The sequence below is a fragment of the Streptomyces sp. NPDC044704 genome, assembly GCF_056433525.1.
Genome location: NZ_JBWKGY010000016.1, coordinates 41,922 through 54,302, shown reverse-complemented (window position 1 = coordinate 54,302; position 12,381 = coordinate 41,922). Strand labels below are relative to the sequence as shown.

12 protein-coding genes are annotated in these 12,381 nt (G+C 70.4%); 7 read left to right on the top strand and 5 right to left on the bottom strand.

Going from position 1 to position 12,381, the window contains the following annotated elements:
• The first annotated feature begins 150 nt into the window (after nucleotides 1–150).
• Complete coding sequence (locus tag AC07B0_RS30385) at nucleotides 151–816, top strand: GntR family transcriptional regulator (protein WP_356874326.1); 666 nt, start codon at nucleotides 151–153, stop codon at nucleotides 814–816.
• Between the two features lie 280 nt (nucleotides 817–1,096).
• Here the strand turns inward: AC07B0_RS30385 and AC07B0_RS30380 are convergent, their stop codons facing one another.
• Entirely contained in the window at nucleotides 1,097–1,378 is a 282-nt protein-coding gene (locus AC07B0_RS30380; RefSeq protein ID WP_007267025.1) for an HPr family phosphocarrier protein, read from the bottom strand.
• 197 nt (nucleotides 1,379–1,575) lie between these two features.
• Here AC07B0_RS30380 and AC07B0_RS30375 point away from each other — a divergent pair, with 197 nt between their 5' ends.
• Genes AC07B0_RS30375 through AC07B0_RS30360 form a run of 4 tightly spaced genes read left to right on the top strand, consistent with a single transcriptional unit; the run spans nucleotide 1,576 to nucleotide 6,953 of the window.
• A complete protein-coding gene (locus AC07B0_RS30375) occupies nucleotides 1,576–4,401 on the top strand; it encodes a bifunctional acetate--CoA ligase family protein/GNAT family N-acetyltransferase (RefSeq protein ID WP_356874329.1) in 2,826 nt (941 codons plus the stop codon).
• 47 nt (nucleotides 4,402–4,448) lie between these two features.
• Complete coding sequence (locus AC07B0_RS30370; RefSeq protein WP_281209526.1) at nucleotides 4,449–5,045, top strand: DUF5998 family protein; 597 nt, start codon at nucleotides 4,449–4,451, stop codon at nucleotides 5,043–5,045.
• Entirely contained in the window at nucleotides 5,045–6,250 is a 1,206-nt protein-coding gene (locus AC07B0_RS30365) for an alkaline phosphatase family protein (RefSeq protein WP_469380954.1), read from the top strand. The genes AC07B0_RS30370 and AC07B0_RS30365 overlap by 1 nt, the downstream gene beginning before the upstream one ends.
• A gap of 52 nt (nucleotides 6,251–6,302) precedes the next feature.
• Nucleotides 6,303–6,953 (top strand): thymidine kinase, encoded by a 651-nt coding sequence (locus AC07B0_RS30360; protein WP_356874334.1) that lies wholly within the window; start codon nucleotides 6,303–6,305, stop codon nucleotides 6,951–6,953.
• A gap of 199 nt (nucleotides 6,954–7,152) precedes the next feature.
• Here AC07B0_RS30360 and AC07B0_RS30355 read toward each other — a convergent pair whose 3' ends face one another.
• Nucleotides 7,153–7,776, bottom strand: a complete 624-nt coding sequence (locus AC07B0_RS30355; protein ID WP_478899349.1) for a hypothetical protein — start codon at nucleotides 7,774–7,776, stop codon at nucleotides 7,153–7,155.
• A gap of 183 nt (nucleotides 7,777–7,959) precedes the next feature.
• Between AC07B0_RS30355 and AC07B0_RS30350 the strand changes: the two genes are divergently transcribed.
• The gene (locus AC07B0_RS30350) at nucleotides 7,960–9,129 is read left to right on the top strand and encodes a C40 family peptidase (RefSeq protein WP_469380949.1); all 1,170 of its coding nucleotides are present in this window, start codon (nucleotides 7,960–7,962) and stop codon (nucleotides 9,127–9,129) included.
• Between the two features lie 35 nt (nucleotides 9,130–9,164).
• Entirely contained in the window at nucleotides 9,165–9,761 is a 597-nt protein-coding gene (locus tag AC07B0_RS30345) for a hypothetical protein (RefSeq protein ID WP_469380947.1), read from the top strand.
• Between the two features lie 25 nt (nucleotides 9,762–9,786).
• Here AC07B0_RS30345 and AC07B0_RS30340 read toward each other — a convergent pair whose 3' ends face one another.
• From AC07B0_RS30340 to AC07B0_RS30330, 3 genes are all read right to left on the bottom strand, one after another.
• On the bottom strand, nucleotides 9,787–10,743 hold the full coding sequence (locus AC07B0_RS30340) for a MinD/ParA family ATP-binding protein (RefSeq protein WP_469380945.1): 957 nt from the start codon (nucleotides 10,741–10,743) through the stop codon (nucleotides 9,787–9,789).
• 386 nt (nucleotides 10,744–11,129) lie between these two features.
• Nucleotides 11,130–11,597 carry a hypothetical protein gene (locus tag AC07B0_RS30335; RefSeq protein WP_469380943.1) on the bottom strand — a complete coding sequence of 156 codons (468 nt, stop codon included), beginning with the start codon at nucleotides 11,595–11,597 and terminating at the stop codon, nucleotides 11,130–11,132.
• 81 nt (nucleotides 11,598–11,678) lie between these two features.
• A complete protein-coding gene (locus AC07B0_RS30330; RefSeq protein WP_469380941.1) occupies nucleotides 11,679–12,245 on the bottom strand; it encodes a hypothetical protein in 567 nt (188 codons plus the stop codon).
• Nucleotides 12,246–12,381 lie beyond the last annotated feature (136 nt).

Sequence of the window (12,381 nt, the reverse complement as noted above, 5' to 3'; positions counted from 1 at the left end):
TTCTTCGCGTTCCGCGGCGTGTCCCGCGTGGCGTGAATTGTTTCGGATTTCCGGCCGTCCTCGGAAATTATCGTGTGTTGCAATAGAGTCGCAGCACGGTCACGATTCCGGCGACGGCGCCGGCAGCCGAAATCACGCGGAGGTCCGGTCTTGCGTATTCCTGCGCACGCGGTATGCACAGCGATCCGCGACGATATCGTCTCCGGGTTCTTCGGGCCGGGCGGCCGGCTCACCGAGGAGGTGCTCGCCCGCCGCTACGGGGTCTCGCGCGTCCCGGTCCGCGAGGCGCTGCGCACCCTGGAGTCCGAGGGGTTCGTCACCACGCGCCGCCATGCGGGCGCCTGCGTCGCGGAGCCGACCGAACAGGAGGCCGCCGACCTCCTGGAGCTGCGGATGCTGCTGGAGCCCCTGGCGGCCTCCAGGGCCGCCCGCCGGCGTACGGAGGCCCACCTGAAGGTGCTGCGCGGACTGGTCCGGCTGGGCCAGGAGCGGGCCCGCAGGGGCCAGGGGGAGGATCTGCGGGACCTGGGGGCCTGGTTCCACGAGACGCTCGCCCAGGCCTCCGGCAGCCCGGGGCTGGTCTCGCTGCTGACCCAGACCCGGCGCAAGATCGCCTGGATGTACGCGGTGGAGGCCCCCGTGCGCCCCGTGGAGTCCTGGGCGGAGCACGGCGGGATCGTGGACGCCGTCGCGCGCGGGGACGCCGAGCGGGCCAGGGCCCTGACGGCGCAGCACGCGGCGCGCGCGGCCGAGGCCCATCGGCCGCGGGTGAGGACTCTGCAACCTGCCGTAAACATGTCGAGCGGCCGGCATTAACAAGAGCCGTATACAAAGGTGGCCGGATATTCGCGCGGCGCCGGACGGTTCACGGGTGCCGTGTATTCCGGCCTGTGCGGGCGAATGGAATTACGCAATTGAGGCGGACCGGTGCGGCCGTGCTTTTCCATGCGGCCGCTTTTCGGTATTCGCCCGGCCGGTCGAGCAAGTGCCGGCCGTACGAAGTGCCGGCCGTACGAAAACGAAGGAGCCGCAGTCCCCGGGATCACCGGGGGCTGCGGCTCCGCCGTTCGTACGGCTTGTCACCGGACCCGAAGGGTCAGACGGTCTCCGGGAGCTCCTCGAGGCCCTCGGCGACCAGCTTCGCGAGGCGGTCGAGCGCGGCGTCCGCGCCCTCGGCGTCGGAAGCGAGCACGATCTCCTCGCCGCCCTGGGCGCCCAGGCCCAGGACCGCCAGCATGGAAGCGGCGTTGACGGGGTCGCCGCCCGCCTTCGCGATGGTCACCGGGACGCCGGAAGCGGTCGTCGCACGGACGAAGATCGAGGCGGGACGAGCGTGCAGGCCCTCGGCCCAGCCGACGTTGACGCGGCGCTCTGCCATGGTGATGCCCTTCAGGTTCTTACGGTTGTCTAGACCAGTCTCTCACGGCACCCGGAATGCTCGGACCGACCTTCGGCCCCGATGCGCCGCCGTTCGACCCTCCCCAGCTTGCACTGGTTCGCCCCGGTGTGCCGCGTTCGCCGCGCACGTTCGTCCCACCCCCTCCGCAGGGCCCGTCCGCCCCTTAGGGTGACCCCATGACCACCGCGTCGGACCCCTCGTACCCGGCCCACTGGGAAGCGGACGTCGTGCTGCGCGACGGCGGCACTGCCCGCATCCGCCCCATCACCACCGAGGACGCCGGACGGCTCACCAGCTTCTACGAACAGGTCTCCGACGAGTCGAAGTACTACCGCTTCTTCGCGCCGTACCCGCGCCTGTCCGACCGCGACGTGCACCGCTTCACGCACCACGACTACGTGGACCGCGTCGGCCTCGCCGCGACCATCGGCGGGGAGTTCATCGGCACCGTCCGCTTCGACCGGATCGGCCCCGACGGCCGGCCCGCCTCCGCCCCCGCCGACGAGGCCGAGGTCGCCTTCCTCGTCCAGGACGCCCACCAGGGCCGCGGCGTGGCCTCCGCGCTCCTGGAACACATCGGCGCGGTGGCCCGGGAGCGCGGCATCCGGCGCTTCGCCGCCGAGGTGCTCCCCGCCAACACCAAGATGATCAAGGTGTTCACGGACGTCGGCTACCAGCAGAAGCGCAGCTTCGAGGACGGCTCCGTCCACCTCACCCTCGACCTCGAACCCACCGCCGAATCCCTCGCCGTCCAGCGCGCCCGCGAACAGCGCGCCGAGGCCCGCTCCGTCCAGCGGCTGCTCGCCCCCGGCTCCGTCGCGGTGATCGGCGTCAGCCGCAGCAGCGCCGGCGTGGGCGCCGCGGTCCTGCGCAACCTGCGCGACGGCGGCTTCCACGGGCACCTCTACGCCGTCAACGAGGCCCGCGCCCCCGGCATCGAAGGGGACCTCCTGGACGGCGTACGGGCCTACCGGACGGTCGCCGACATCGGCGCCCCCGTCGACCTCGCGGTGATCGCCGTCCCCGCCGGCCGGGTCCCGGACGCCGTCGCCGCCTGCGGGGAGCACGGAGTGCAGGGGCTGGTCGTGCTCTCGGCCGGATACGGGGAGAGCGGCCCCGCCGGACTGGCCCGCCAGCGCGAACTGGTGCGCCAGGTGCGGTCGTACGGGATGCGGCTGATCGGCCCCAACGCCTTCGGAGTGATCAACACCGCCCCCGAGGTGGAGCTGAACGCCTCCCTGGCCCCCGGACCCGCCGCCGCCCGCGGCCGGATCGGCCTGTTCACCCAGTCCGGAGCCATCGGCATCGCCCTGCTCTCCGGCCTGCTCCGGCGCGGCGAGGGGCTGTCGTCCTTCGTGTCGGCCGGCAACCGGGCCGACGTCTCCGGCAACGACATCCTCCAGTACTGGTACGAGGACGAGGCCACCGACGTGGCCCTCATGTACCTGGAAACCCTCGGCAACCCGCGCAAGTTCACCCGCCTCGCGCGCCGCACCTCCGCCGTCAAACCGGTGGTCGTCGCCCGCGGCGGCCGCCACACCCCCGCCGGACACGTCGTCCCCGGCACCCGGCTCACCGACGCCACCGTCTCCGAGCTGCTGCGGCAGGCCGGCGTCATCCGGGTCGACACCGTCACGGAACTGGTCGACGTCGGCCTGCTCCTCGCCGGCCAGCCGCTCCCGGCCGGCCCGCGCGTGGCCATCCTCGGGAACTCCGAGTCCCTCGGCGTCCTCACCTACGACGCCTGCCTGACGGAGGGGCTGCGCCCGCTGCCCCCGCTCGACCTGACCACGGCCGCCTCCCCGGCCGACTTCCGTGCCGCCCTGTCCGCCGCGCTGGCCTCGCCCGACCACGACGCCGTCATCGTCACCGCCATCCCCTGGGTGAGCGAGCAGGCCCTGGCCGACGACCTCGCCGACGCCCTGCGCGCGGCCGCGGCCGAGACGCCGGGCAAGCCGGTCGCGGTCGTCCACGTGGAACTCGGCGCCCTGGTCGAGGCGCTCTCCGCCGCCCGCGCCACCACCCCGGCCGCCGCCGCCCCGCCCGGCCCCGCCTGGGCGGCCTCGGCCGTCGCGGGCCCGGACGCGGGCGCCGCTTCCGGCCCGGACCCCGCCGGGCCGCCCGCCCTCAGGGGCCCGATCCCCGCCTACCCGGCTGCCGAACGGGCCGTGAAGGCCCTCGCCGAAGCCGTCCGCTACGGCCAGTGGCGCCGGGCCAACGCCGACGCCGGGCAGGTCCCCGAGTACGAGGACATCGACGAGGCCGGCGCCGCCGCCCAGCTCGCCGCGCTCCTCGCGGACGTGGCCCCGGAGTCCGTCGCCACCCTGGACGAGGCCGACGGGCGCGAGCTCCTCGCGCGCTACGGCATCCGCGTCCTGCCCGTCCTGCCCGCCCCGACCCCGGACGCCGCGGCCCGCGCGGCCCGGATCCTCGGCTACCCCGTCGCCCTCAAGACCACCGCCCCGCACCTGCGCCACCGGGCCGACCTGGGCGGCGTACGCCTCGACCTCACGACCGAGGCCGAGCTGCGGCGCTCGTACGAGGAGCTGACCGACGCCCTCGGCAAGCCCGCCGAGCTCCTCCCCGTGGTCCAGGCCATGGTCCCGCGCGGGGTGGACACCGTCGTCCGCTCCGTCATCGACCCCGCCGGGGGAGCCGTCCTCTCCTTCGGGCTCGCCGGGGTCGCCTCCGAGCTGCTCGGCGACACCGCCCACCGCCTCGTCCCCGCCACCGACCGCGACGCGGCCGCGCTGATCCGCTCCATCCGCACGGCGCCCCTCCTCTTCGGCTGGCGCGGCAGCGACCCCGTCGACACCCGGGCCCTCGAAGAACTCCTGCTCCGGCTGTCCCGGCTCGTCGACGACCACCCCGAGGTCGTCGGGGTCTCCCTGGAGCCGGTGGTCGTCGCCACCGAGGGCCTCTCCGCACTCAGCGCCACCGTCCGCGTCGCCCACCCGCCCGCCCGCACCGACCTCGGCCCGCGAACCCTGCCCAGCTACTGAGCGCCGGGCAGGTAGGGGGACCCCGGAGGGGCCTTAGGATGGACCTCATGGCGAAATCCGGTACGACGACCCAGGGGCTGCGCGCGGCGATCGAGCGCAGCGGCTACTACCCGGCCCTCGTGGCCGAGGCGGTGGAGGCCGCGGTGGGCGGCGAGCCGATCTCGTCGTACCTGGTCCACCAGGAGACCACCTTCGACTCCAACGAGGTCCGCCGGCACGTGACCGTGCTGGTCCTCACCGGCAACCGCTTCATCGTCAGCCACACCGACGAGCAGGCCGCCGACGCCGGGTCCCCCTCCCCGTACGCGACCACCTCCACCGAGTCGGTCAAGCTCAGCAGCATCTCCTCCGTGGTCCTCAGCCGCGTCGTCGCCAACCCGGAGTCGTACACCCCCGGCACCCTGCCGCGCGAGGTCGTGCTGACCATCGGCTGGGGCGCCGTCTCGCGCATCGACCTGGAGCCCGCCGCCTGCGGCGACGCGAACTGCGACGCCGACCACGGCTACACCGGCAACTCCACCGCGGACGACCTCAGCCTGCGGGTCAGCGAGGCCGGCGACGGCCCGGAGACCGTGCGCCAGACCCTGGTGTTCGCACAGGCCCTCTCCGAAGCGACCGCCGCGACCTCCGGCCCCGCCCGCTGATGCCGTACTCCGCGCCGCCGAACTGGCAGGACGAACCGGAACTGCTCGACCTCGCCGGCGCCCCGGTCCCGCAGTACGGCACCGGCTCCCTCGCCGACCTGCTGCCGACCCTCGCCGCCGGCCAGGGCGTGCCCGGCCTCGCCGCCGGGATCGCCGAGCTGGCCCCGGCCGACCGGAACTGCGTGTTCCTCGTCGACGGCATGGGCTGGGAGCAGATCAAGGCCCACCCGGACGAGGCCCCGTACCTCACCTCCCTCCTCGCGAGCTCGCGCGGCGGCACCGGCCGCCCGATCACCGCGGGCTTCCCCGCGACCACCGCCACCTCGCTGGCCTCCGTCGGCACCGGCCTGCCGCCCTCCCGGCACGGCCTGCCGGGCTACGCCGTGCGCAACCCGGCCTCCGGCGAGCTGATGAACCAGCTCCGCTGGCAGCCGTGGACCCCGCCGAAGGCCTGGCAGCCGTACCCGACCGTCTTCCAGCTCGCGGACGCGGCGGGGGTGCACACCGCCCAGGTGTCCTCGCCCGCCTTCAAGACCACCCCGCTCACCAAGGTCGCGCTCAGCGGCGGCACCTTCCACGGACGGATGACCGGCGAGGAACGCATGGACCTCGCGGCGATCCAGCTCGCGGCCGGTGAGCGCTCGCTCGTGTACACGTACTACAGCGAGCTCGACGGGGCCGGTCACCGGCACGGTGTGGACTCCGACGCCTGGCGCGGCCAGCTCATGTACGTCGACCGGCTCGTCCAGCGCCTCGCCGAGCAGCTGCCGCCGCGTACCGCGCTGTACGTGACCGCCGACCACGGCATGGTCGACGTCCCCTTCGACGAGGACTCCCGGATCGACTTCGACGACGACTGGGAGCTGGGGGCCGGCGTGGCCCTCCTCGGCGGCGAGGGCCGGGCCCGGCACGTGTACGCCGTACCCGGCGCCGAGGCCGACGTCCTCACCGTGTGGCGCGAGGTCCTCGGCGACCGCTTCTGGGTCGCCGGCCGCGAAGAGGCCCTGGAACTGGGCTGGTTCGGGGCGCCGGGGGAGTGCGACGAGCGCGTGCTCGGCCGGATCGGCGACGTGATCGCCGCCGCCCAGGCGGACGTCGCGATCACCGCGTCCCGCAACGAGCCCAACGAGTCGGCGCTCGCCGGCATGCACGGCTCCATGACCGCCGCCGAGCAGCTGGTCCCCCTGCTCGAAGTCCGCACCTGACCGGCCCACCTCCACCCTGCCCCTCCACGACCTGAAAGGTCCCGTACTTCCCATGCCCGAGCTGGTGTTCTTCTCCGGAACGATGGACTGCGGAAAGAGCACTCTGGCTCTCCAGATCGCCCACAACCGCGACGCGCGGGGCCTCCAGGGCGTGATCTTCACGCGGGACGACCGGGCGGGCGAGGGCAAGCTGTCCTCGCGGCTGGGCCTGGTGACGGAGGCGGTCGAGGCGCCGGAGGACATGGACCTGTACGCCTACGTGGTGGCCCAGCTCTCGAAGGGCGGCAAGGCGGACTACGTGATCGTGGACGAGGCGCAGTTCCTGACGCCGGACCAGATCGACCAGCTGGCCCGGATCGTGGACGACCTGGACATGGACGTCTTCGCCTTCGGCATCACCACGGACTTCCGCACCAAGCTCTTCCCGGGCTCGCAGCGGCTGATCGAGCTGGCGGACCGCCTGGAGCAGCTCCAGGTGGAGGCCCTGTGCTGGTGCGGGGCCCGCGCCACCCACAACGCCCGTACGGTGGGCGGCGAGATGGTCGTCGAGGGCGCCCAGGTGGTGGTCGGCGACGTCAACCGCCCGGCGGAGGAGATCGGCTACGAGGTCCTGTGCCGCCGCCACCACCGCCGCCGCATGACCTCCGCCACGGCCCGCGCCGGCGCCCTCTCCCCGGACGTCCTCCCGGTCAACCCGGCCTGACGGGCATGTTCGGGGGACCCGCTTCCATGGCCGCCTCCGTAGGGCGAACCACTCCGTTCCAGGGGAGCGCCACTAACAGCCCTCCGGCTGTCAAGATCGCATCCTTGGAGTAGCTGCTCAGGAGAGGCAGGGTTTCGACCGGTCGGCGAGCGGCTGGTCCTCAGAGACTGGCATCCCACGACCAGTGGCTTCCAAACCTTCAGCGACGGTCTTCCTTCGGTTTCGGCTCCTTCGGGAGGAACGCGTCCGGATTGACGTAGCGCACACGCCGTAGCCAGAGCGCGCCGCCTCCGACGCTTGCTCCGATGAAGCCGACGATGGTCAGAAGGAGGAGGAGCCCGCGCAGGAAGCCGATGTCGATCCTGTGGTACCCCGCCCAGCTCGCAGTGGAGAGCGCGGCCCCGCCGAGGAAGAGGGCGAGAGCGCGCCATGACATCCAGGTCTTCAGTGCCTCGACCGGATCGCCGTCGACCCACAGAATTTGGGAACGGGCTTTCTGTGCAGCCGACTTCACGTTCGCGGCTGCGCCTTCCGGCTCGCCGTCGGCGTTGAGCCCGAGGTAGTCCCAGAGGTCGGCCAGGGCCTCGTACGCTTGCTGGTCGTCGTACTCCAGCGGAACGTCCTGCTCGCCCTCTGCGGCTTCTTCCTTCGCCCGGCGCCGGAACTCGCGGTTGATGACTTCCGTCGGTACGGGAGCCTCGTTTCTCAGGATCTGCCGGAGATCGTTGCAGAATGCGCTGATCACGGGCTTGCGCCGGTGTGCGTTCACCGCTGCCCTGAGGTCTTCCATGCCGCTTTCCCCGTACGTGAGGTAGTCGCGCATGACGACGGAGAGGGCGTGAGCCGAAGGTTTCTGGGGACCCAGCGGGACGGAAGTCGGCGGTTCGGACAAGGTGTTGGCCCCTTCCCAATCATGACCCAAGGCGATTGGAAGTATAGACACTTACTCGTAAGGTATAGACACGAGTGTCCTCGGAGGGCGCTGTGATCGGGGGCGGGGCGACCAGTGGACAAGAAGATGGTCATCGCCATCGTGCTCGCCGGTGCCTTCCTGTTCAGCGGTGGTGGGCTGCTCCTTGCCAGCACCGGCGCCATCGTCGCGGTAGCAGCGGGCATCAACGGCGGCATAGGCGGGTCCGGGGGCGGTGGCGGAGACAACGGAGGCGTCCCGCCCGGAACAGTGTGCGACCCCGGAGGCGCGACCTTGAAGGAACAGGTCCCCGGTTATGGATGGCACACAGTGAACGAGCAGCAGATGGCGAATGCCGCAGTCATCGTGCGCGTCGGGGAGCAGACGAAGGTATCCGACGACGGCCTCATCATCGCCATCATGACGGCCCTCCAGGAGAGCAAGCTGGAGAACCTCAGGGGCGGAGACCGTGACAGCGTCGGACTCTTCCAGCAGCGCCCCTCGGCCGGATGGGGCAGCATCGACGAGATCATGGATCCGAACTATTCGGCCAAGGCCTTCTTCGGGGGACCGAACCACCCGTCCCCTCCCAACCCCCCGGGCCTCCTGCACTACAAGTGGGAGACGATGGGCAAGGGGCGTGCGGCGCAGGAAGTCCAGAGGTCGGCTTTCCCCGAGGCGTACGACAAGTGGGAGAGCCTGGCAGGAAAGATCGTCGGCCGCGCCAAGGACATCAAGTGCGAGAACGTCGGCCTGGAGGGGGACGTGGGCAAGGTCATCGCTGCGACCACACGATGGATCGGAACGCCCTACTGCTGGGCAGGTGGTGACGAGAAGGGCCCCACCCATGAGGAGCGGTGCCCGCCCCCGATGCCTCCGGGCTTCGACTGCTCGGGGCTGATGCACCACGCTTACGCGCAGGTGGGCATCAGCTTGTACCCCTACACGGGAAACCAGTGGGAAGCCGGTACCCGGGTGAGTGACTATGCCGATCTCAAACCCGGAGACCTGATGTTCTGGTCTGACGACGGGACGGTGGGCGGCATCCACCACGTGGGCATGTACTTGGGCAACGACCAGATGATCCACGCGCCCCGGACGGGCAAGAATGTGGAGATCGTGACCTCGGTCAGCAAGAACAGCTACTGGATGAACCAGTGGATCGGCGGGTCCCGCATCCTCAAGGAAGGCGCCGGGACCAACAAGGATTCCGGTGACACCAAGGCGGCTGGCATGCCCCTGATCGCCCCTCGGAGGGAAATATGAACAGGCCCCGAGCAGGGACCAGGACCGGACGGGCGGTGGCGCAGCGACTGTCGAGGGCGTGCCTGGTGGCGGCGGTTTCCGCGGCGCTCCTGAGTGGCTGCGCCCAGCATCCGAAGAAGCCATCGGATGGTCGGGTCTCCTCGGGCGCCCCGGCGACTGCCGCGCCCGGCACTGGGGCTGCTGGAGCGCCTGCGGTCGATGCGCCAGGAACCCTGGAGCCCAGTAACGGCGCAAGCATCGACTTCAAGGACCCTGAGGCTGTGGCAAAGGCGTACGCGTACGCCTATATCAAGCGGAACTGGAAGGAAGATCCGGGCCCGCGGGCGTACCTGGAGCAGGTCAAGCCGTATACGGACCCTGCCTACCTGAAGTCCCTTCGGGACGCGGGCGCGGACCGGTGTGACCGGGAATGCGAGCAGGCGAAGGAGAGTAACGTCCGCGTCACCGCCGAAGGGCTGGCCGCAGTGACTCCGCCCGAGGCGCCGGCAGGCGACTCCGAGCGCTGGGTTCAGGTCTCCTACACGGTAAGGACCGTCTGGGACGGGGGCGGTGACGCCAACCGTAACGGCATGGTCCTCCAATTGCGCCTGCGTGAAGGGAAATGGCTGGTCACAAGCCGGGTGCGAGGCTGAGGGCGGATCCCCGCCGGGGCGGCCGTCAGCGCATGTGGGATGCGCTGGTGAAGCCGTCCGCCAGGAACGAGGCCAGGTCCATGTACGCACCGCAGGTGTCGGGGGACACCCGGTCGTAGTCGATGGTCCCCCCGGCGTAGAGCAGCCGGTCGTATGGGATCTGCACCACAGTGGTGCTCAACTGCTGGAAGTACTCCACGAGAGTCTCGAAGTTGATGCCGACGGCCTTCGGCGTATCCATCGTGATCACCACGACGGCGTTCTTCACCAACTCCGGATATCCCTGTGCGTACACCTCGTCCAGTGTCTTGACGGCACGGCGTGCGGCATCGAAGCGGGGGGCGGCCACGACGATGAGCCGGTCCGTTACCGCCAGTGTGCCGCGCATGCCTGAGTGCTTCATCCCCGTGCCGCTGTCGGTGATGATGATGTCGAAGGCCCGGGCCAGGATGTCCTGGGTCCTGCGGTAGTCGTTTTCATCAAACGACTCGCTGATGTCCGGGTTCTGTTCGCTGGCCGCCACCATGAGCCGGTCTGTGCGGCCGAGGTATTGATGGATCTGGGCAGGCTCTGTCAAGCCCCTGCCGTTCACTGCGCGCATCCGCTGCTCCGCACTCACCAGGTCGCGCACCGTCGGCATGACGCGCTCGCCCAGCAACCGGTCGGCGAGGGTGCCGGCATGAGGGTTGGCGTCCATCACGATCGTCCGGTCCTCGCGGTATCGGGCGAACGTCAGGCCGAGCATGGCCGACGTGGTCGTCTTGCCTACGCCGCCCTTGATGCTCGTGACGCTGATCCGGTACGGGTGGGGTACGGGCGCCTGCAGCCGGGCCAGACGCTGCTGCTCGAGCTCGGACGCCTTGCCCCGGCCGACCAGCCGGAGCAGCCCCGGCCGCCGTCCGGGCTCCGCGGCTCCGCGGCTGGTCGCGGCGGTGGGCTGCTGATAGTGCCCCGCGTACGGGTTGACGGGCGGGAGGCTCACGCCCTGAGGCAGCGGCGCGGGGGCGGGAGCGGGTCCGCTGTGAGATGTGTCGGCCCCCGGCGCGGGAGCGGGCAAGGGCGCGGCTTCAGGTGCTGGCGCCGGAGTCGGCGCCAGCACGGGCGCCGGTTCCGGGGTGTACGCCTGCACGGGAGCGGGTGCAGGCGCGTTCTGCGGTGAGGGTGTCCGGCCCGGCTCGTTGACCTCGGCCGAAGGTACGGACTCGGCCGCCGACGGGCGGGTTCCCGTCGAAGGCAACTGCCGGGCGAAGTCCGGTGGCAACTCATCGTCATCGGTTTCGGCACTCGGCACAACGCCGAAGACGCCATTCCTGGACACGCGTACTCTCCCCCAACGTTCATCACCCAGCCGCGGCCCGGGCCGTCGGGCTAGTCCTCGCGAGTGTACAAGGACAGCAACCGCCGACTCACTGTCTGCGGTCGGGTGGGCTTTCCTGTGGCGTACTTGACCAGCATCTCTTCGAGGATGGCGGTCAGGTTGGTGCCCTCCACCTCGGCGCGCGCATGGGCGATCGCCAGGTAGCGGGCGGGAAAGCGGTTGACGACCGGAACCTTCCGGGCGCCAACCGCCGGCAGCTCCGCCGGCACCTCAGGGCGTTTGGCGCCCTCCCGCTTCGGTGCCTGACTCAGCTCGTTCCGCCGCCTACGGCGTAGGACCCCCAGGGCCTCTTCCTCCGTAATGGGTCCGCGGCTCGGGGTCCACTCAAGAGGTTGCAGCTCGCCCGGTAGCGCCTCTGCCTCATCCACTCCGTCGGGCCGCCGTGACATCGAGGTCTTCGAGGTCACCATGCGGCGCCGCTGCGGGCGAGTGCGCTGAGGAATGTCCGAGGTGCTCATAGGCAGCTTCTCCAGCTCTCACTCGGCGCCCCGGACTTGGATCTCCGAGAGGGCGCACGATACTTGTGTACAGACGTTACCTCATGGGTTTCCGCACCGAGTCGGTATCAATCCTGTTCCCGCGCCCACGGCCCTCACCTGTCCCAGAACTGCATCCCCATGTGCGACCTCCTGGAGAAACCACTCGTCGGCGTCTGCCGCGTCCAGATCGAGTCCGAAGCAGATTCCCAGAAGGCACGATTCCTCTCCGTCGGCGCCGCCCAGCCATTCCTCAGGCATGTCCAGCGGACCCCGGTGAGCCAGCCACGGGCATCCCGCCAGGTAGACCGACAAGCCGCGCTCGACCACACGTATGTCGATCAGCGGCACGTCGTGCACTTCTGTCAGATTCCCTTCCTGTCCGAGCCGGGTGAAGCCCCAGACGGCGGTCAGGTATTCCGCGTCAGTCTCGACCGTCGGGCCAGAATGGGCGCCCATCCGGTACATCGCCCGGTCGTGACCGACGAAGAGGCCTCGAGGAAGGGACAGCAGCAGAGAAGGTGTAGAGGGGTCCAGTTCTGATGATATCCGTGCAGACCATTCGCTTTCCTTTACGGCCAGAGTGAGCGCCTCACCACTTGTTCTGGACGTGTCAAATTGGCTCTCCATGCACTCTCCCCCGTGAGATACGCAAGGAACGACCTCGGTCGCTCCTGCACTCATGTGTAACTGAGGCTCCATCATGGCAGCGTGTTCGAAGGGCCATTGCCACAAGCTTGATACGGAGTGGTCGCAGTTGGGAACG